The 19,781-nt window shown below is 67.0% G+C and carries 16 protein-coding genes; 7 read left to right on the forward strand and 9 right to left on the reverse strand.

Annotation, left to right across the window (positions count from 1 at the left end; all coding sequences use genetic code 11):
- Nucleotides 1–67: 67 nt before the first annotated feature.
- From ACK3BB_RS21665 to ACK3BB_RS21685, 5 genes are read right to left on the reverse strand one after another with little or no spacing between them, the layout of a single operon-like run.
- Nucleotides 68–910 carry an SDR family NAD(P)-dependent oxidoreductase gene (locus tag ACK3BB_RS21665; protein WP_428928952.1) on the reverse strand — a complete coding sequence of 281 codons (843 nt, stop codon included), beginning with the start codon at nucleotides 908–910 and terminating at the stop codon, nucleotides 68–70.
- A complete protein-coding gene (locus ACK3BB_RS21670; RefSeq protein ID WP_428928953.1) occupies nucleotides 907–1,824 on the reverse strand; it encodes an NAD-dependent epimerase/dehydratase family protein in 918 nt (305 codons plus the stop codon). Before ACK3BB_RS21670 ends, ACK3BB_RS21665 begins: the two co-directional genes overlap by 4 nt.
- 9 nt (nucleotides 1,825–1,833) lie before the next feature.
- Nucleotides 1,834–2,838 carry an ABC transporter permease gene (locus ACK3BB_RS21675; RefSeq protein WP_428928954.1) on the reverse strand — a complete coding sequence of 335 codons (1,005 nt, stop codon included), beginning with the start codon at nucleotides 2,836–2,838 and terminating at the stop codon, nucleotides 1,834–1,836.
- The gene (locus ACK3BB_RS21680) at nucleotides 2,810–4,363 is read right to left on the reverse strand and encodes a sugar ABC transporter ATP-binding protein (protein ID WP_428928955.1); all 1,554 of its coding nucleotides are present in this window, start codon (nucleotides 4,361–4,363) and stop codon (nucleotides 2,810–2,812) included. The genes ACK3BB_RS21675 and ACK3BB_RS21680 overlap by 29 nt, the downstream gene beginning before the upstream one ends.
- Before the next feature lie 43 nt (nucleotides 4,364–4,406).
- Nucleotides 4,407–5,528 (reverse strand): sugar ABC transporter substrate-binding protein, encoded by a 1,122-nt coding sequence (locus tag ACK3BB_RS21685; RefSeq protein ID WP_428928956.1) that lies wholly within the window; start codon nucleotides 5,526–5,528, stop codon nucleotides 4,407–4,409.
- A gap of 673 nt (nucleotides 5,529–6,201) precedes the next feature.
- On the opposite strand from ACK3BB_RS21685, the gene ACK3BB_RS21690 reads away from it, so the two are divergent.
- The 3 genes from ACK3BB_RS21690 to ACK3BB_RS21700 are packed head-to-tail and all read left to right on the forward strand — an operon-like array spanning nucleotide 6,202 to nucleotide 10,003.
- On the forward strand, nucleotides 6,202–7,611 hold the full coding sequence (locus tag ACK3BB_RS21690; RefSeq protein ID WP_428928957.1) for an FAD-dependent oxidoreductase: 1,410 nt from the start codon (nucleotides 6,202–6,204) through the stop codon (nucleotides 7,609–7,611).
- A gap of 11 nt (nucleotides 7,612–7,622) precedes the next feature.
- Complete coding sequence (locus ACK3BB_RS21695; RefSeq protein ID WP_428928958.1) at nucleotides 7,623–8,384, forward strand: SDR family NAD(P)-dependent oxidoreductase; 762 nt, start codon at nucleotides 7,623–7,625, stop codon at nucleotides 8,382–8,384.
- An 11-nt stretch (nucleotides 8,385–8,395) separates the two neighbouring features.
- On the forward strand, nucleotides 8,396–10,003 hold the full coding sequence (locus ACK3BB_RS21700) for a GMC family oxidoreductase (RefSeq protein ID WP_428928959.1): 1,608 nt from the start codon (nucleotides 8,396–8,398) through the stop codon (nucleotides 10,001–10,003).
- Between the two features lie 171 nt (nucleotides 10,004–10,174).
- Here the strand turns inward: ACK3BB_RS21700 and ACK3BB_RS21705 are convergent, their stop codons facing one another.
- Nucleotides 10,175–11,764 (reverse strand): GMC family oxidoreductase, encoded by a 1,590-nt coding sequence (locus ACK3BB_RS21705; RefSeq protein ID WP_428928960.1) that lies wholly within the window; start codon nucleotides 11,762–11,764, stop codon nucleotides 10,175–10,177.
- 69 nt (nucleotides 11,765–11,833) lie between these two features.
- Complete coding sequence (locus ACK3BB_RS21710; protein WP_428928961.1) at nucleotides 11,834–13,648, reverse strand: oligopeptide/dipeptide ABC transporter ATP-binding protein; 1,815 nt, start codon at nucleotides 13,646–13,648, stop codon at nucleotides 11,834–11,836.
- A gap of 251 nt (nucleotides 13,649–13,899) precedes the next feature.
- On the opposite strand from ACK3BB_RS21710, the gene ACK3BB_RS21715 reads away from it, so the two are divergent.
- Genes ACK3BB_RS21715 through ACK3BB_RS21730 form a run of 4 tightly spaced genes read left to right on the forward strand, consistent with a single transcriptional unit; the run spans nucleotide 13,900 to nucleotide 17,970 of the window.
- Nucleotides 13,900–15,636, forward strand: coding sequence for an ABC transporter substrate-binding protein (locus ACK3BB_RS21715; RefSeq protein WP_428928962.1), 1,737 nt, complete (start codon nucleotides 13,900–13,902; stop codon nucleotides 15,634–15,636).
- 52 nt (nucleotides 15,637–15,688) lie between these two features.
- Nucleotides 15,689–16,714: an ABC transporter permease gene (locus ACK3BB_RS21720; protein WP_428928963.1), complete on the forward strand. Its 1,026-nt coding sequence runs from the start codon at nucleotides 15,689–15,691 to the stop codon at nucleotides 16,712–16,714.
- Nucleotides 16,711–17,613 carry an ABC transporter permease gene (locus tag ACK3BB_RS21725; protein WP_428928964.1) on the forward strand — a complete coding sequence of 301 codons (903 nt, stop codon included), beginning with the start codon at nucleotides 16,711–16,713 and terminating at the stop codon, nucleotides 17,611–17,613. Before ACK3BB_RS21720 ends, ACK3BB_RS21725 begins: the two co-directional genes overlap by 4 nt.
- A 51-nt stretch (nucleotides 17,614–17,664) precedes the next feature.
- On the forward strand, nucleotides 17,665–17,970 hold the full coding sequence (locus tag ACK3BB_RS21730) for a hypothetical protein (RefSeq protein ID WP_428928965.1): 306 nt from the start codon (nucleotides 17,665–17,667) through the stop codon (nucleotides 17,968–17,970).
- Between the two features lie 40 nt (nucleotides 17,971–18,010).
- Here ACK3BB_RS21730 and ACK3BB_RS21735 read toward each other — a convergent pair whose 3' ends face one another.
- Together ACK3BB_RS21735 and ACK3BB_RS21740 are read right to left on the reverse strand one after the other, a co-directional pair.
- Nucleotides 18,011–19,288, reverse strand: coding sequence for a TRAP transporter large permease (locus ACK3BB_RS21735; RefSeq protein ID WP_428928966.1), 1,278 nt, complete (start codon nucleotides 19,286–19,288; stop codon nucleotides 18,011–18,013).
- The gene (locus ACK3BB_RS21740) at nucleotides 19,285–19,779 is read right to left on the reverse strand and encodes a TRAP transporter small permease (RefSeq protein WP_428928967.1); all 495 of its coding nucleotides are present in this window, start codon (nucleotides 19,777–19,779) and stop codon (nucleotides 19,285–19,287) included. The genes ACK3BB_RS21735 and ACK3BB_RS21740 overlap by 4 nt, the downstream gene beginning before the upstream one ends.
- Nucleotides 19,780–19,781: the final 2 nt, after the last annotated feature.

The raw sequence follows: 19,781 nt of genomic DNA on the forward strand, positions 1-19,781 counted from the left end.
GTTCCGCAACACTGGGTTGAATTTCAACTCATTTGCCGGAATCTGCCGTGCCGTTCAATGCGAGCGGCTATTTGATGGTCCAACCTCCGTCAACGGGAAGGACCGTACCTGTCACGAAACCGGACTCGTCGGACAGGAAGAACAGGGCTGCGCTGGCCGATTCCTCGGGCGTGCCGAAGCGGCGCAGGGCGTGGCGGTTGCGCGCGCCTTCGATGGCGTCGCGGGTCTTGCCCCGAAAGGCGCGGGTCATCATCGGGGTTTCGGTGGCCCCCGGGGCAATGGCATTGACCCGGATGCCCTCGTCGGCATGGTCCAGCGCCAGGCTGGAGCACAGGGAATTGATCGCGCCCTTGGACGCGGCATAGGCCGCGCAGCCCTCGGCCCCCGAGAGCGACAATTGCGACGAACACATCAGGATCGATCCCTGCCGGCGGCGCAGGGCCGGCAGGAAGGCCGCGATGCTGCGCACGGTGCCCAGCACGTTGACATCCAGCACCCGTTGCCAGCCGACCAGGTTCAGCGTGTCGATGCGCCCGCCCATCTCGATGCCGGCAAAGGTGGCCAGCCCGTCGATCCCCTCGGGCACCCGCCGGGCGGCCTCGGCCAGGCGGTCCTCGGAACAGACATCGACGCTGAGGCATTCGGCCCCGGGGGGCATGCCGTTGGCAAAGCAGATGTCCAGGGCCAGCACATGGGCGCCCTCGGCGCAGAGCTTCTGCGTGGTGGCATGGCCGATCCCGCTGCCCGCGCCGGTCACGACGATGGTCTTGCCGGCAAAACGGCCGGCGGCAGGGGCGTTCCGGGCGGCATCCGGGGCGAGGGCGTCCGGGCCGGGGGCGTCCGGGCCGGGGGCGTCCAGGGTGGCCGCCCCGTCGGAGGCGGCCGCGGGTTCGGGCGTTCCGGCGGTCAAAAGGGATGCTCCTGGAGCCAGTCGACATAGGGCGCCAGCCCCTCGGCAAAGCCGATCTGCGGGGTCCAGCCCAGCTCGTGCGCGGCGCGCGACAGGTCCATCGGGGCCTGCACGTCGGTGCCGGGCAGCAGCCCCGGCCCGACCTCGACCGACACGTCGGGCAGGCAGGCCTTCACCATGTCGACGACCTCGCGCACGGTGAAGGTCTCGGCACCGTTCACGTTGTAGGCCGACGAGGCCAGGCTTTCGGCTTCGACCGTGGCGATGATGGCCGACACCACGTCGCGCACATGGACGAATTGCAGCCGGTGATCACCGCCCTCGGGAATGGCATAGGGCTCGCCCCGGGCGCTGCGCACGCAAGGTTGCAGGATGGCATCGGTCGCCCGGCCCGGCCCATAAACCCAGCCCACGCGCAGCGCCGCGGCGCTCAGCCCGTATTCGCCGGCGTAACACTGGATCAGGTGATCGCCCGCCGCCTTGCTGGTGCCATAGGCATTGCTGGCGCACAGCGGCGTGTCCTCGCCGGCCATGGCCATGTCGGGCGTCGTGCCATAGGCCGAAACCGACGACAGCCCGACAAAGCGGCGCAGGCCGAAGGACCGGGCCAGCGACAGCAGGCCCAGCGTGCCCTTGATGTTGATGTCGAGCACCTCGGCCGGGTTGTCCTGCATCAGCATCGGCCCCGAGATCCCGCCGCAATGCACGACCGTGTCGCATTGGGCGACCAGCGGCGCATGGCGCAGGTTGTCGCGGATGTCGGCCGTCTCGAAGCGGCAGCCCGGGTCTTCGGCCGGGGCGGCGACATCGGTGGCAATCACCTCGTGGCCGCGTTCGATCAGGGCGGGCAGGAGGTAGCGGCCGATGAAGCCGGCCGCCCCGGTGACATAGATCTTCCTGGTGGTGATGGTCATCCCGCGGCCCTACCCGATATCGGTTTCTTCACGCCCGCGGGCGAATTGCGACACGGTCACGGCCAGGATCAGGGCGCCGCCGTTGAAGGCGCTGGTGACCCACAGCGGGATGCCCAGCATGGTCAGCCCGGTGATGCCGGTGGCCAGGAAATAGACCGAGACCACCGCGCCCCAGGGATTGAACCGGCCGGGGATGATGGCCGTCGCGCCAAGATAGGCCGCGGCAAAGGCCGGCAGCAGGAAGTTCAGGCCCGAGAAGGGATCCGCCGCGCCAAGCAGGCCGGCATAGATCACCCCGCCCAGGGCCGAGAGCAGCCCCGAGGCGACCAGGCAGCCGACGCGCACCCGGCCGACATCGATGCCCGACAGCCGGGCCACTTCGCGCCCGCGCCCGACGAACAGGATGCGCCGGCCCAACGGTGTGTATTCGAAGACCAGCCAGATCACGATGGCCACGAGGATGACGTAGTAGAAGGCATAGGAAATGCCGAACAGCCGTCCGCGGGCCACGATGTCGATCAGGTGCGGAGAGATGCCGCCGATGGTCGAGGAATTGGTCATCCACTGGACCAGCCCGGTGATCACCGAGGTGGTGCCCAGGGTGACGACCAGCGAGGGGATGCGCACGTAGACGATGAAGAACGCATTGACCAGCCCGACAACCGCCCCGCCGCACAGCGCGGCCAGCACGGCCAGCACGATGGGCACGTCGTTGACGGCGTTCAGCACGCCGATGGTCACGGCCGACAGGGTCAGCGTGGCGCCGACCGACAGGTCGTAATCGCCGGCCGTCAGCGGGATGACCAGCGCCAGGGCCAGCACCGCGCCCGGGGCCTGGGTGGCAAAGAGGATCGAGAAGTTGGTCCAGGTGAAGAAGATGCCCGGCAGCACCACCGCGAAGATCGCGATGACGATGATCCAGACGAAGACCAGGCCGAACCGTTCGACGAAATTCAGCACGTTGAACGGCTTACGGCTTTCGGCGTCACGCGACATCGAGAGTGGTGTGTCCATAGCAGGCCTCGGCAATATTGTCTTTCGAGATTTGGCTGCCCGTCAGTTCGTCGACGATGCGACCACGGGCAAAGATGAGTACGCGGGTGCACAGGTCGGCCAGCTGTTCGGCGTCCGAGCTGGCGACGATGACCGAAGCGCCGTTGGTGGCGGCCTCGCGGATCACGCCATAGACCTGCTGGCGGGTGCCCACGTCGACGCCCTGCGTCGGCTCGTCGAGCATCAGCAGGTCGGGGTCGCGGATCATCCACTTGGCCAGCAGCACCTTCTGGGCGTTGCCGCCCGACAGCTGACCCAGCCGCAGCGAGGGGTTGTTGGGCCGGACCTCGTATTCGGTCGACAGCGCCTCGGCCCGCCGGCGCATGGCCCCGCGGTTCAGGCCCAGCCGGCCCAGGAACCGGTCCATGTCGAGCAGCAGCATGTTCTCGGAAATGGTCAGCGAAGGCACGCCGCTGGCCTTGGGCCGGTCCGACGGCAGCAGGGCCATCTTGCGGGCCACGGCTTCCCTCGGCGTGATCGCGCCCAGATCATAGCTGCGCCCGTCCAGCTCCAGCTTGCCGGTGGCCGACTTGCGCGCGCCGAAGACGAGGTAGGGCACCTTTTCATAGCCCGAGCCCAGCAGCCCGGTCATGCCCAGGATCTCGCCCTCGGCCACTTCGAATTCGGGCACGCTGAGCCCCGGTTCGGAAATGCCGGTCACCCGGGCGCGGATCTTGCGCGTCGTGGTGGCCGGCGCATCGGTCACGCTGCGCGCCACGCGCCGGCCGATGATGCCCTCGACGAAATCGTCATGCCCGGCGTCGCGCGTCACCAGCGTGCCGCTGACCGCCCCGTCGCGCAGGATCGTCGCGCGGTCGGTGATCTCGCGCACTTCGTCGATGTCGTGGGAAATGAAGATCACGCTGTCGCCGTGGCCCACCACCTGGCGCACCAGCTGGAACAGCCGGTCGACGCCTTCCTTGGGCAGGAAGGGCGTGGGTTCGTCGAGGATCAGCAACCCGCGCCCGCCGGTCTCGGCATCGGCGCGGCGCAGGTCCTCGGACGCGCGCATGATGGCCAGCAGGGCCTGGTCGGTCTGGGACAGCGTGCCGGTGCGTGCCGACAGGTCGAAATGGATGCCGAACCGGTCAAAGGTCGCCCGCGCGGCGCGCCGTTCGGCCCGCCAGTCGATCACCGCCTTGCGCTCGGTGACCGAGGCCACGCGCATGTTTTCCAGCACGGTCAGGCTGGGCACCAGGCCCAGGTGCTGGTGCACGAAGGCCATCTGGAAGTCGCGGAAGGCGCCGGGGCGCATCGGCAGGGGCAGCGGCCGGCCAAAGACCGAAATCTCGCCGCCCGGGTCGGGCGGGTGGAAGCCGGCCAGCACCTTCACGAAGGTCGACTTGCCCGATCCGTTCTGGCCCAGAAGCCCGTGCACCTCGCCTGCCGCAACCTCGAAATCAATGCCCTTGAGGGCGCGGGCGCCCCCAAAGGTCTTTGCGATTCCAGAGACCTGCAGTGCGGGTACCGTGGTCGCATTGCTCATGGTGTTCTTGCCTGTTGTTGCCTGGTCTCGGGGAGCGTGACGATCAGTCCATCATCCAGGTTTCGTGGAAACCCTTGACGTATTCGTCGCCGTAACCCTTGTTCGGCTCGGCCGGCACGCCGGCGGTTTCGATGTTGGTTTCGTCGAACAGGTAATAGGGCACGCCGATGTCGTCGGGCATGTCCAGCCCGGCCAGGTTCCGCATGTAGCCGTCGATCGTCGACCGGGCGATCCAGTCGAGGCTCTCACCGATGTCCATCTCGACCTTGCCCTCGCGGATGAAGTCCAGGACGAAGGGCGTGCCGTTCGACGTGGCCACCTTGACGGTGCCGCTCTTGCCGGTCAGCTCGATGGCGGGCACGACGAACTGGCTCATGGAATCGTAGATCGGGATGACATAGTTCGCCGTGGGCTTCGAGATCAGCGCCGACTGGACCGACGGCTGGATCTTGGTGCCCCATTCGGTGATGCCCACGTTGATTTCCTGCAGGATCTCGCACTTGGGGCAATTCTCGGCCAGCGCGTCATGGATGCCCTGGACCAGCGGCGCCGTCGGCGGCACCTCGTCCGATTTCACCACGATGGCCCGGGCGTCGCCGCCGGTCTTGTAGATCATCCAGTTGCCCAGGATGTAGCCCTGGCCATAGAAGCTGACGGGCAGGTCACCGGCCAGCAGCTCGTTTGCGGGCTGCGACGGGTCGTAGAAATGCGAGGTGAAAACCTTGACGCCGGCTTCCTTGGCGGCCTGCAGCTGGGGTTCGACCACGGCCGGGTTCACGCCGGAAATCAGGTCGACGATGTCGAAATCGTTGGCGATGGCATATTCGATGCCCTGGACCCACTGGTTCGGCTGGCCCTGGTTTTCCCATTCGCGCACGTCCAGGCCGATTTCCTTGCCGACGGCGATCTCGCGCTGGATGATCCCCTTGAGGAACTGGTTGGCCGAGGTGTTCGGGATCGACAGCATCTTCTTGCCTTCGGCCACCTTGCGGATGTCGAAGGGCTCGCCGGCGGGTTCATAGACCGGCATGGCGCGGTGGCTCTCGATGATCTCGGTGGCGCGGGCCAGCCCCTCGGCGGCCTCGTCCGACAGCGCGGCGGTGGTGCCCGCCGAAACGGCCAGTGCGACGGCCGAAACCTGGCTGATGATCCGTGTGAGTTTCATGGTTTTCCCCTGTTGGTTGTCGGGGCGCTGGCCCCTCGTGCATGTTTCGCATGCGTATGCATTGAACGATCCCCGGGAAATCGGATCATGTCAACAGGCTTGTCCGGCGCAATGGTCCGGGAAACGACAGCGATTGCGCGGTTTCGCCCAAAGCGCGTGTGAAACATGGCGTAAACTGATGACTGCGTATGCTGAAACTGGTGGCAGTTTTGGCTCTCTGGCGCGGGAATTGCCCTCGGTGGGCGCCCCTTCTGACGGCACGTGTGCCTTGGATGACTGCGTATTCTGGTGATGCATATGCGGCCCCCACCCGGGGATTCGCACAGGATTCGCCCGTGAACATGCCCCTTTGGCCTGATCCGATGCTGCCTCTGCCCGGCACATGGCGTCAGGGGCATGCTCAGCCCATCATTCTGACTTCGCAGTCATGTGTTTCCACGAACAATCTGCCCAAGCTCTGGGCGATCCTGGCGATCCTGCTTATACTTGTCGACATAGACAGAGATTCTCGGCCATCCTTCCCCTGCGTCGATTGACAGGATTTTCCTCAGCCCGCTATGCATACGCTTGCAAGCACGCCGCTGCGCCGCCCGTCCGGGCAGGCCGACGGCGCAACAGCCCGCTGACGACCCGGCCCCCGGGCGCGCGTCCGGGCAGGAAAGGGAAACCGAACGTGATCATCGACCGTACGCAACCGGAGTTCGATCTGGAGACGAGTGTCATTGTCGTGGGGGCCGGCGCCGCCGGGCTGACCGCCGCATTGGCGGCCAGGGATGCGGGCGCCGATGTGCTGCTGCTGGAACGCGACCAGGTCGCCCGGGGCAGCACCTGCATGAGCCAGGGCTTTGTCTGTGCCGCCGGCACCTCGCTGCAGGCCGAGCGCGGCATCGAGGACGGCGCCGACCGGTTTTACGACGACATCATGGCCCGCACCCGCGGCCAGGCCGACCCAGTGCTGTCGCGGGCCGTGGCCGAGAATTCGGGCCGGGCGATCGACTGGCTCAAGGACACACACGGCATCCCCTTTGTCATGAACATCTCGTGGGCCGGGTTCTTTGGCCATTCGGTCAACCGCATGCATGGCGTGCCGTCCAAGCGGGGCGAAGAGCTGCACGGTGCGCTGATGCGGGCCGCCGAAGAGGCCGGGGTCGACGTGATCACCGGGGCCCATGTCGACATGCTGTTCGCCGATGCACAGGACCGGGTGACCGGCGTGCGGGTCCAGCGGCTGGACGGTTCGGTCGAGACGGTCGGCTGCGATGCGCTGGTGCTGGCCACCTGCGGCTTTGGCGCCAACGAGGAGATGGTCAAGGAATTCATCCCGTCCTTCGGCTCGGCCTCGTATTACCGCTATTTCGGCCACGAAGGGAACGAGGGCGAAGGCATCCGCTGGGGCCAGGAGCTGGGCGGGGCGCTTGGCAGCATGGATGCCTTCCAGGGCTATGGCGCGCTGGCCGGGGCCTATGGGATCATCGTCAATTATGACCTGGTGATGCGCGGCGGCATCACGGTGAACACGCTGGGCGAGCGGTTTTCGAACGAGAATCTCGATATCTCGGCCCAGTCGCTGAACGTGCTGCGCCAGCCCGACGGGATCGGCTGGATCATCTTCGACGACGCCCGGCGCGAGCTGGCGGTCGACCTGCCGGAATTCCAGGACCTGACGACGCTTGGCGCCTTCAAGACCGCCGCGACGGTCGCGGAGCTGGCCGAGGCGATCAAGGTGCCGGCCGACACGCTGGCCGAGACCCTGGCCGAAACCCGGCGGCTGGCCGCGGGCGAGGGCACATGCCCCTTCGGGCGCGATTTCACCCTGAACGCACCGCTGTCCGAGGGGCCGTTCCACGCGATCCAGACCACAGGGGCGCTGTTCCACACCCAGGGCGGGCTGAAGGTCGATGGCCGGGCGCAGGTGCTGCGCGGCGATGGCACGACCCTGCCCAACCTCTTTGCCAGCGGCGGGGCGGCCGAGAGCATCTCGGGCGGGCATTGCGACGGCTACCTGCCGGCGGCGGGCCTGTGCATGGCCGTGACCCTGGGCATGCTGGCCGGCGACGCCGCCGCGCGCCAGGCCGCGGCGTGAGGGGGCGGGCGATGCAGGATCACGGCGGAAAGACCGTCCTTGTCACCGGCGGGGCCAGCGGCATCGGGCTGGGCATTGTCCAGCGCTTCCTCGACGAAGGCGCCAATGTCGCCGTGCTGGACCTGCAACCGGCCTTTGCCGAGCGCCACGGCGACCGGCTGCTGGCGATGACCGGCGATGCGGCGGACGAAGGCGTGGTGACCGGGGCCGTGGCCGAGACGGTCGAGCGGTTCGGCCGGCTGGACGTCATGGTCTGCAATGCCGGGGTCATCGCGATCAACCCGGTCATCGACATGGATTTTGCCGAATGGAAGCGGGTGACCGAGCTCAACCTGCACAGCGTCTTCCTGGGCGCCCGGGCGGCAGCGCGCCAGATGATCGCCCAGGGCGCGGGCGGGGTGATCGTCAACGCGGCCTCGGGCGCGGCCCGGCGCGGGGCGGCCAACCTGGCCCATTACTGCGCGTCCAAGGCGGCCATCGTGTCGCTGACCCAATCGCTGTCGATCGAGCTGGCGCCCCATGGCATCCGGGTCAACAGCTATACGCCGGGCCATATCGAAACGCCCTTCTGGGACGATATCGCCGCCGGTTTCGCCCGGGTGACGGGCCAGAGCCCGGAAGAGGTGATCGACGGCTTCCGCGCCAGCGTGCCGGCCGGGCGGTTCGGCACGCCGGCCGACGTGGCCGCGGCGGTGTCCTGGCTGGTGTCCGACGACGCGGCCTATGTCAGCGGCCAGGCCATCGCCATGAACGGCGCCGAGATGCCGTTCTGACGGGGGCCGGGATGGACACGTTCGATTTCATCATCATCGGCGCCGGGTCGGCCGGCTGCGTGCTGGCCAACCGCCTGTCCGAAGACAGTCGCAACCGGGTCCTGCTGATCGAGGCCGGCGGGTCGGATCGCAACCCGGTCTTCACCATCCCGCTGATGGCCGGCGCCGCCTATTTCTGGAAGCCCAGCAACTGGCATTACGAAACCACGCCCCAGGCCCACATGGACAACCGTGCGGTCAAGTGGCCGCGGGGCAAGGTGCTGGGCGGGTGCTCGACGATCAACGGCATGATGTACATGCGCGGCACGCGGGCCGATTACGACCATTGGCGCCAGATGGACCTGCCCGGCTGGGGCTATGACGACGTGCTGCCGTATTTCCGCCGGGCCGAGAGCAACCCGGAACGGGCCGGTGATCCGTTCCACGGGCAGGACGGGCCGCTGCATGTCGAACGGGCCCGGGCCGACAACCCGCTCTACCATGCCTTCCTGGCCGCCGGCGCGGCCGAGGGCATGCCGGCCAATGACGATTTCAACGGGGCCCGCCAGGAAGGGCTGGGCGTCTATGATTTCAACGTGCGGAACGGCCGGCGGGTCAGCGCCGCCACGGCCTATCTCGACCCGGTCAAGGGCCGGCCCAACCTCGACATCCGCACCCATACCCATGTCACCGCGATCCGCATGGAAGAGGGCCGCGCCGTGGGGCTGGACCTGGTGCGCCGCGGGGTGGCCGAACGGGTCGCTGCCCGGCGCGAGATCATCCTCAGCGCCGGGGCGATCAATTCGCCCAAGCTGCTGCAAGTGTCGGGCATCGGCGATGCGGGCCGGCTGAAGTCGCTGGGGATCGCGCCGCGGGTGGATCTGCCCGAGGTCGGGCGCAACCTGCAGGATCACCTGGGGGTCTACCTGAAATACGCGGCCAGCCAGAAGATCACGCTGTTCTCGCTGTTCCGGCCCGACCGGTTCCTGTCGGCCATGGCCCGGGCCTGGCTGTTCGGCACCGGCCCGGCCACGGCCGTGCCGCTTGAGGCCGGCGGCTTTCTCAGGACCCGGCCCGAGTTGGAAGAGCCCGACATCCACATGACCTTTGTGCCGGGGCTGAACCTGGAGACCACCCGGGCGGGGCAGGGCGGGCATGGCTACCTGGTCAGTTTCTACCAGCTGCGCCCCGACAGCCGGGGCGAGGTGCATGTGACCAGCGCCGATCCCATGGCCAAGCCGCTGATGGATCCGGCCTATCTGAAGGAAGAGAGCGACCGGCGGGTGATGCGCGACGGGGTGCGGCTGGCCCATCGGATCGGGGCCAACCCGGCCCTGGCGCCCTATTGTGCCCGGGCGCTGTCGCCGGTGGCGGCTGATCTGCGCGACGATGCAGCGATCGACGCCTGGGTCCGGCAATCGGGCAACACGACATTCCACCCCACCGGCACCTGCCGCATGGGGGCCGATGACGGCGCGGTGGTCGATGCCCAGCTGCGCCTGCGCGGGGTCGAAGGGCTGCGCGTGGTGGATGCTTCGGTCATGCCGATGATCGTCAGCGGCAATACCTCGGCGCCGACGATGATGATCGCAGAAAAGGCTGCCGACATGATCCTGGGCCGGGTGGCGCCGGCCGCCTGAGGTCCGCGCCGTTTCCTGGGTTTGGGCCGTCCGCACGGGGTGCGTTCCGTGTCCGGGGCCGGGGGCGTGTCTGGGGCCGGGGGGCGTGCCTGGGGTCTGTGCCGCTTGGGGCCGTACCGTGCCCAAAGCCGGTCAGACCCTCGGGTGCCCCCCGCCGCGCCGACAGCGACCCTAACGGGCCGCGGCCAGCACCATTTCCGCGCCCTTCGCGCCGATGGCCATCGAGATCGCGTTGAGGTTGCCCGACGGGATCTGGGGGATGATCGAACTGTCGATCACCCGCAGCCCGTCGATGCCCCGCACCCGCAGCTCGGGGTCGACCACGGCCATGTCGTCGACGCCCATCTTGCAGGTCCCGCAGGCATGGTAGACGTGGTTGGACGTCTCGCGGATATACCGTTCCAGCGCCGCATCGGTGACCTGGTCCGCACCGGGGGCAAACTCGCCCAGCACATGGGGCGCAAAGGCCCGCGTGCCCAGGGCGCGCCGGGCGATGCGCAGGCCTTCGGACAGGATGCGCACATCCTCGGGATCGCCCAGCATGTTCATCTGGATCACCGGCGGCGCCATCGGATCGCCCGAGCGCAGCTTCAGCCAGCCCCGGCTGCGGCTGCGATTCACGTTGGGCTGCAGCGTGACCGCCGGCCGGTCGAGCATCTGGATGCCCTCGGCGCTGACGTTGAAGGCAAAGGCGCCGAAGTGGAACTGGATGTCGGGATATTCCAGGTCGGGATGCGATCGGACAAAGGCCACGGCCGATTGCAGGTAGCTCGCCGGGCCCGACATCGTGGTGGCAAAGCGCAGCCCGTGCTTGATCCGGCCCAGCAGGTTGTCATCCATGTTCGTCGTGCGCCGGTTGACCAGTGCCTTGAGATGGACGGCCGCGTGGTCCTGCAGGTTGCGCCCGACGCCGGGCAGGTCGTGCAGCACGTCGATGCCATGGCCGGCCAGGTCCTCGCCCGGGCCGATCCCCGACAGCATCAGCAGCTTGGGCGAATTGATCGTGCTGGCCGACACGATGACCTCGCCGGCCGCGTGGGCCTCGCGCAGCGTGCCGTCGACCCGATAGCGCACGCCCACGGCCCGGCGGCCCTGCATCAGCAGGCGTTCGGCGATGGCCCCGGTCTCGACCTTGAGATTGCCCCGTTTCATCGCCGGCCGCAGGAAGCCGCGCGCCGCCGAGACCCGCCAGCCCAGGTGCTGGTTGGCATGGGCGATCGACGCGCCCTCGGACGGCTCGCCGTTGTAGCCCGGGTTCTTGCCGTAGCCCAGTTCGGCCATCGCCTCGACAAAGACATGTGACAACCGGGGCGCCCCGCGCAGCTGGCCGATCGGGACCGGCCCGCCGGTGCCATAGACATCGGTGCTGCCGTCGCGGTTGGTCTCGATGCTGCGGAAATGGCCGAGCATCGTGTCGTAATCCCAGCCGGTGTTGCCCATCTGGGCCCAGCCGTCGTAATCGCCACGGTTGCCGCGGACGTAGATGATGCCGTTGATCGAGCTCGATCCGCCCAGCACCTTGCCCCGCGACACCATGTCGACCCGGTCGCCCCGCGACGGGTCGGGTTCCGACAGGAACATCCAGTCGGAGCGGGGATTGCCGATGCAGGCCGGGCAGAGCGAGGCCACCTTGTAGCGCAGGTGGCGGTCCGACCCGCCGGCTTCCAGCAGCAGGACCTTGTGGCGGCCCGAGGCGGTCAGGCGTTCGGCCAGAACCGCGCCGGCCGAGCCGGAGCCGATGATGATGTAATCCCAGGTCATCCAGGTGTTCCTTGATTGAAGAGCGGCGCGCGCGGGCGGCGCCGGCCGTGATGGGGGGCGGCCGGGGCCTTACAGGTCGAGCGATTCGGCGGCTCGCCAGCAGCGCAGCTCGCGCCCGGCGGGATCGCGGGTCAGGGCCTGGGGTTCGGCCTTGCAGCGGTCCTGTCGATAGGAACAGCGCCCATAAAGAAAGCACCCCTTGGGCAGGTCGATCGGGCTGGGGATTTCCCCGGCCAGGCTGTCCTCGTTCGGCCGGTCGACCCGGCGGTTGTGCGGATCGGGCGCCAGGTGCGAGGCGATCAGCGCGCGGGTATAGGGGTGGCGGGGGGCGTCGAACAGGTCGCGCGTGGCCCCGATCTCGACGATCTGGCCCAGGTACATGACGGCCACCCGGTCGCAGACTTGGCTGACCGTGGTCAGGTCGTGCGAGATGAACAGGAACGACAGGCCCAGTTCCGATTGCAGCCGGCGCAGCAGGGCGATCAGGCTGTCGCGCGACGACGGTGCCAGCACGGATGTCGGCTCGTCCAGGATGACGAATTCGGGATTGGTGGCCAGCGACCGGGCGATGTTGACCCGTTGCAGCGCCCCCGCGCCCAGGTCGCCGGGCCGCATGCCCAGCATCGCCGGATCCAGCTCGACCAGGTCCATCAGCTCGCGCACCCGCGCGGCCCGGGCGCTGCGCGACAGGCTGGCATGCACCTTGAGCGGCTCCATCAGGATCTTTTCGACGGTCCAGCGCCCGTCGACGCTGTCATAGGGATCCTGCAGCACGATCTGCATCTTCGCCCGCGCGGCCTTCAGCTCGGCCCCGCCGGTCAGCTGCACGTCATGGCCCTTGAAGAACACCCGGCCTTCACTGGCCTCCAGCAGGCGGATGATCAGCCGCCCGACCGTCGACTTGCCCGATCCGCTTTCCCCGACCAGGCCGATGGCCTCGCCCGGGCGGATGGCGAAATCGACGCCGTTGACCGCGTTGACCTTCTTGTCGCTGCCGGCGATCGGAAAGGCCTTGGTCAGGGCGGTCACGTCGATCAGCGGCGGCACCGGCGCGCCGGTGTCGTCCTGCACCGGGGTCGGGGCCGGTGGTGGCGGCGGCGCGGGATGGGCCGCGCCCCTGCGCGAGAAATAGGCAACCGTGTCGTCCTGGTCGACGATCCGCCCGTCTTCCAGCACGATGACCCGGTCGCAGTAATTGGCGATGATCCCGTCTTCCTGGGTCACCAGCAGCACCGACGAGCCGGTCGTGCGCACGGTGTTCCACAGCTGGTCGAGGAATTGCGCCTGGATCGTCACGTCCAGGCCGCTGGTCGGTTCGTCGGCGATCAGCAGGCTGGGCATCGAGCTGAGCGCCATGGCGATCAGCACTCGTTGGGCCATGCCGCCGGACAATTCATGGGCAAAGCTTTCCAGCCGGCGTTCGGGATCGTTGATGCCCACCAGTTCCAGCATCTCGATGGCCCGGGCCCGTGCCGCATCGGCCGACCCGTCGTTATGCGCCCGCCAGGCATTGCCGATCTGCGCCCCGACCTTGAGCATCGGGTGCAGCGCCGCCCGCGGGTTCTGCACGATCAGCCCGATATCCTTGCCCCGGGTCCGGCGCAGCTCGGCCTGGGGCATGGTCAGCAGGTCGCGCCCGCCCACATGCACCGTGCCGCTGTCGATCCGCCCGTTGGGCTTGGTCAGGCCCAGCATGGCATAGGCCGCTGTCGACTTGCCGCTGCCGCTTTCGCCCAGAAGGCCCACGATCTCGCCCTTGCGGACGTCGAGCGACAGCCCGTCGATGGCGCGTTTGGCCCCGAAGGACACGCTGAGATTGCGCACGGAAAGCAGGTCGTCCTGCAAGGCGGATTGCGGGGCGGATGCGGTGGCGAGAGCTGTCATGTCAATTACCCGTCTGTCCCCGAAACCGGCACCGGCCGCGAGGGTGAAAACGTAGTCATCAAATGCACGAGCCGGTATTCCATCAAGAGGGAAAATGGACTTCGCGCAAAAAATGCCATTTTTTCTCATGTTTGGCTGATTATTCGGCAAGAATATAAAAGTTGAGTCTTCCATTAATTTCTTGACAGGTGAATGAATTGACCCAAGCATTGCAAGCGTATGCAAGACATACCCGACAAGGAGGTATAAAAATGACTGCATCGTTTCTCTCCCGACGATTGAGACAGACAGCGGCCCGCACCGGTCTTGCCGCGGCATTGGCCGCGGGGTCTGTCCTGGGGGCGGCCACGCCGTCCGTGGCGCAGGGCGGCGACACGCTGCTGTTCCTGGCCGAGGACGTGCCCTCGGGCCTGGACATCGACGGCCCGTCCATCGCGATCCCGACGACCCAGCTGGGCATGGTGCAGCTGCTGGAACCGCTGATCGCCTATGAATATTTCGACGAGCCCAACGAGGATGGCGTGCTGATGCCGGACTTCACCAAGCCCGTCGGCCGGCTGCTGGAAAGCTGGGATTACGACCCCGAAACGCTGGTTTGGACCCTGCACCTGCGCAAGGGCGTGACAAGCTGCGCGGGCAATGAATTCACCGCCGACGACATGATGTACACCTATGCCCGCGCCCTGAACGTGGGCAGCGCGGTGCCCAATGCCTGGTTCCTGCTCAACATGTCGGGGGTCAAGGGCTTTACCCAGGATGTCTTCAGCCCCGACGAGGCCGTGGCCAAGGAGGCCCGCGTGCTGGGCGACGGCATCCGCAAGATCGACGATTACACGGTCGAGGTCGAACAGGTCGAAGCCAACCCGCTGTTCCTGGTCAACATCGCGGTGACGATCTCGCAGGGGGTGCTCGATTCGGCGGTGATGAAGGAACATGCCACCGACGACGACCCCTGGGCCTATGAATATGCCAACAACGTCAACCTTCCGTCCTTCGGGCCCTATTGCCTGGACAGCTGGACCAAGAACGACGAGATCCGGTTCAAGGCCAACCCGAATTACTATCGCGGTGTGGCGCCGATCGAGACGGCGATCATCAAGAAGGTGCCCCAGGGCGGCAACCGCATCTCGATCCTGCGCAGCGGCCAGGCCCAGCTGATCCAGGGCATGACCCCGAACCAGTACGACAGCCTGCGCAAGATGCCGGGCATCAAGGTCTCGGGCGTGACCGGCAACGAAGGCCTGTTCGCGGTGATGAACTACGACACCCCGCCCTTCGACAACATCAAGCTGCGCCAGGCGATTGCCTATGCCATGCCCTACGAGCGCATCATCAACGTGGGCTACAGCGGCCAGGCCACGCAATGGAAGGCGCCGATCCCCGAGACCTATCCGGGCTACAATCCCTACGAGCCGGGCTATGCGCATGACCCTGAAAAGGCGAAGGAATTGCTGGCCGAGGCGGGGTATCCCGGTGGCGAGGGCCTGGAGGAATTCGCCGAACAGTTCAAGCTGACCTACGTGGCCGAAAAGGAAACCACGCTGGGCCCGGTGGTGAACCAGATCCGTTCGGCGCTGACCGAGATCGGCATCCCGGTGACGCTGGATCCGATCCCGCAGACCCAGTACGGCGACCGCCAGATCGTCAAGAAGGACCTGGCCTTCGGCCTGAACGACCAGGAAAAGCCCATCGGGGTCGATCCGGGCTATGCCATGCAGCTGTTCTTTGTGTCGGCCGAGGCCGGCGGGCTGAACAACATGATGAACTACAAGAATGCCGAGCTGGACGAGCAATGGGCCGTGGCCCGTGTCGAAGGTGACATGGCCAAGCGCGAGCAGATCCTGAACGACATGCAGACCACGCTGATGGAAGACGTGGCCTGGCTGCCGCTGGTGACGTTCAAGACGCAATGGGCACATTCCGACAAGCTGGGCGGGCTCAGCTGGAACCCGTCGAACTCGCTGCTTCTGTACGACCTGCATTACTGACGACCCGGGCGGACCCGCGATTGCGGGTCCGCCCCCTCTCCCGGAGATACTCATGATCCGAAGATTCGTGGCAAAGCGGCTGCTGACCGGCGCGCTTCAGATGCTGGGGCTGACCCTGGCCGTCTTCTTCCTGGTCCGGCTGCTGCCGGCCGATCCCGTCTCGCGGCTGGTCGGGCTGAACGCCTCGCCCGAGGCCTACAAGCAGGCACAGCGCAGCCTGGGGCTGGACAAGCCGGTGATGGTGCAGCTGATGGATTACCTGGGCATCGGCTCGGAAACCGGGCTGTTGCAGGGCGATTTCGACGTGTCCTGGGTGACCAGCGCGCCGGTCCTGGCCGAAATCGGGGCCTCGTTGCCGATTACGCTGGAACTGCTGACCTACAGCTTTGCCGTGACGCTGCTGTTTGCCGTGCCCGTGGGCGTGGCCAGTGCGGCCAACCCGGGCAAGGCGGTCGACAAGTTCGTCTTTTTCTATGGCCTCTTCGGAGGCTCGCAGCCGGAATTCTGGTGGGGCCTGCTGTTCGTGCTGATCTTCTTCGCCAATCTCGGCGTGGCCCCGGCGCCCCTGGGCATGATCAGCCCGCTGTTGTCGGCGCCGCCGAAGGTCACCGGGTTCTATACGCTCGATGCCCTGATCGCCGGTGATTTCCGGGCCTTTCTCGACATCCTGCAGCACCTGATGCTGCCGGTGCTGACCATGGTCTTCGTCCTGTCGGGCCCGGTGATCAAGATGGTCCGCCAGAGCATGCTGCGCGCCCAGGCATCGGACTACGTGCTTTATGCCAATGCCGCCGGGCTGGGGCGCAAGACCGTCACGCGCTATGCCATGCGCGCGGCCATCGCGCCGACGATCACGCTGGTCGGCATTCTCTACGGGGTCATGCTGGGCGGTGCCGTGCTGGTCGAAAGCGTCTTTTCGCTGGGCGGGATCGGCCAATATGCCGTCCGTTCGGTGCTGGCCTTCGACTACCCGTCGATCCAGGGCATCGTCCTGGTGATCACGGCGATCTCGCTGCTGATCTACCTCCTGCTCGACATCCTTTACGCCATCATCGACCCGAGGGTTGTCTATACATGAGCTTGTCCGCCACCGATCCCGCCACCACCCCCGTCGCGCGTGCGCGACGGGTCTCGCCGCTGCTGGTCTTTGCCATCATCTTCGCTGGGGGCTCGCTGTTCCTGGCCGTGTTCGGCGAACATGTCGTGCCCTATGATCCGGTCGACAGCGCGTTCATCCCCAACATGCCCCCGCCGCCCCTGCGCGACTGGCCGGGCCTGCTGTGGGTGGCCATCACCGGCACCGCGCCCGAGCCGATCCACTGGTTCGGCACCGACAGCTCGGGCTTCGATGTCTTTTCCCGCGTGCTCTGCGCCCCGCGCATCGACCTGACCATCGCCCTGGCCGCCAATTTCCTGGCCATGCTGATCGGCATCCCCTTCGGCCTGGTCGCCGGCTATTTCACCAACCCCGCGACCGAGTTCATGATGCGCGTCTCCGACGTGATCCAGTCGTTCCCGGTGTTCATCTCGGCGATGATCCTCGTGGCCCTGGGCGGGCAATCGGCGATCAATGTCATCATGGCCCTGTCGCTGCTCTATGCGCCGATCTACGTGCGCCTGACCCGGTCCGAGGCCATGGCCCAGAAAAGCCGCGGCATGGTCGAGGCCTCGCGGGCGATCGGCCAGAGCGAGATCAAGATCGCGCTGCAGCATGTCCTGCCCAATTCGATCGGCCCGTCGCTGGTGCAAAGCTCGGTGACCATCGGTTTTGCCATCCTGCTGACCGCCGGGCTGTCCTTTGTCGGTGCCGGCGTGCGCCCGCCGGACCCGGAATGGGGGCTGATGATCTCGACCGGGGCCAATGACATCGTGCTGGGCCAGTGGTGGACGTCGGTCTTCCCGGGCATCGCGATCTCGCTGACCGTCTTTGCCTTTGCCGTCATCGGCGATGCCCTGCAGCGGCGCTATGACCGCTGATCGCCCGTTTCCCGAATTCCCAAGATCCACCAGACCCACAGGACAGACCAGATGAGAATTATCGTGCTCTTCAACCTTCGCCCCGGCGTCAGCGCCGAGGATTACGAGGCCTGGGCCCGCACCACCGACATCCCGGTGGTCAACGACCTGCCGTCAATCGCCTCCTTCACCGTGCACAAGGCCACCGGCGTGATGGGATCGGACGCAACCCCGCCCTATCAATATGTCGAAGTGGTGGATGTGGCCGACATGGACGGCTTTGGCCGTGACGTGTCGACCGAGGCGATGACCCGGATCGCGGCCGAGTTCCAGGCCCTGGCCGACAACCCGACCTTCGTGACCACGACCGACCTGTGACAGGTCGCCGGCGCGGGGACGAACCCCGCGCCGGCAGATGTCATTCGGCCAGGCCCGGCAGCCAGAGGAACACGGCCGGGAACAGCAGGACCAGCAACGCCACGGCGAACTGGATCAGCACCAGGGGCGTGACATCGCGGATGATCTCGCCGACCTTCAGCCCCGACACGCCCGAGGCCACGAAGAGCAGCGTGCCGACCGGCGGGGTCAGCATGCCGACGATCAGCGTCAGGATGAAGACCAGCGCGAAATGCAGCGGCTCGATACCGTAGCTGGCGGCGATGGGCGCAAAGATCGGCACCAGCATCACGTAGGCCGCCGTCGATTCCATGAACATGCCGATCAGGATCAGCGTGCCGAAGATCAGCAGCAGGAAGGTCTGGGGATCGTCGGTCAGCGACTGGATCAGCGCGCTGAGCTGGCGGGGCAGCATGTCGATCGAAAAGACAAAGGTCACTGTGGCCGCCGCGGCGATGATGATCGTCACGATACCCGTGGTGATGCCCGCGTTCAGCAGGGCTTCGGGAAAGTCCCTGAGCTTGAGCTCGCGGGTGTAGAACAGCCCGATCAGGCTGGCCATGACCACGGCGATGGCGCCGCCTTCGGTGGCCGTGAACACCCCGCCGATGATGCCCCCGATGACCACGACGGGCACCGCCAGGACGGGCAGGGCGCGCAGCCCCTCGCGCCGGACATTGGCCAGCCGCACCGGCTCGCCGGTCAGCGGATAGCCCCGCCAATAGCAGGCCAGCGCGACATAGACGGCCATGCCCCCGGCGATCAGCAGGGCCGGCAGGACGCCGCCCAGGAACAGCTGGGGGATCGACACGCCGGGCCCGGCAATCGAGGCATAGACGATCATCGCCGTGCTGGGCGGCAGGATCGGCCCGAGGTTGCCGCAGGCCGCGATCAGCGCCGCGCCAAAGGGCCGGCTGTAGCGTTCGCTGAGCGGTTTCATCAGCGCCGACCCCAGCGCCGCCGCATCGGCCACGGCCGTGCCCGACACCGAGGCCAGGCCGAGGCCCGAGGCAATGGTCACATGCCCCAGCCCGCCATGGACCCGGCCGACCAGCGTGTTGGCCGCGCGGATCGCCAGGTTGACCATGCCCGCGCGCACCATCAGCTCGCCGGCGAGCATGAAGAACGGAATGGCCAGCAGCGGGAAGGAATTGATGGCGAACATCATCTTGGAGGCCAGGATCTCGATCGGCAGGCCGGCCATCAGGAACCCGGCGAGCCCGGCGATGCCGAAGGAAAAGGCCAGCGGGATGCCCAGCAGGCAGGCGGCGAAGAAGAGGATGGCAATGATCAGGCTCATGAGGCGACCTCGTCGAAATCCACCTTGCGCTCGGTGCGCACGCCGCGCCGGAACTCGGCGGCCAGGTGCAGCAGGGCATGGGCCGCGCCCAGGGCCACGGGCACAAAGAACCACGACACCGACAGGGGCATGCTCAGCATCATCTCGTCCGCGCGCTGGCGGATGCAGACCACGGCGCTGACCAGCAGCACGGCCATGAACACGGCCACGACGACCAGGCAGGCCCGATAGACCAGCCGGCGGGCGGTGGGGCCCAGTTTCTGTTCCAGCCCGGTGATGGCCACGTGCATGCCCCGGCCGATGGCCAGGGGCATGACAAGGAAGGTCGTCCAGATGAACATCAGCCGCGACAGCTCGTTCACGACCATGATCGACCGGTGAAACCCGTAGCGCGCGACCACGTCCGCGGCGACCGACAGCACGATGGCCGCGACGCACAGGGTGATCACCAGCTGAAAGGCCCGGTCGATCGCTTGGATGGCAAGGGTCATCG

This window comes from Marinibacterium sp. SX1 (assembly GCF_050389775.1).
In the GTDB taxonomy this organism is placed as follows: domain Bacteria; phylum Pseudomonadota; class Alphaproteobacteria; order Rhodobacterales; family Rhodobacteraceae; genus Marinibacterium.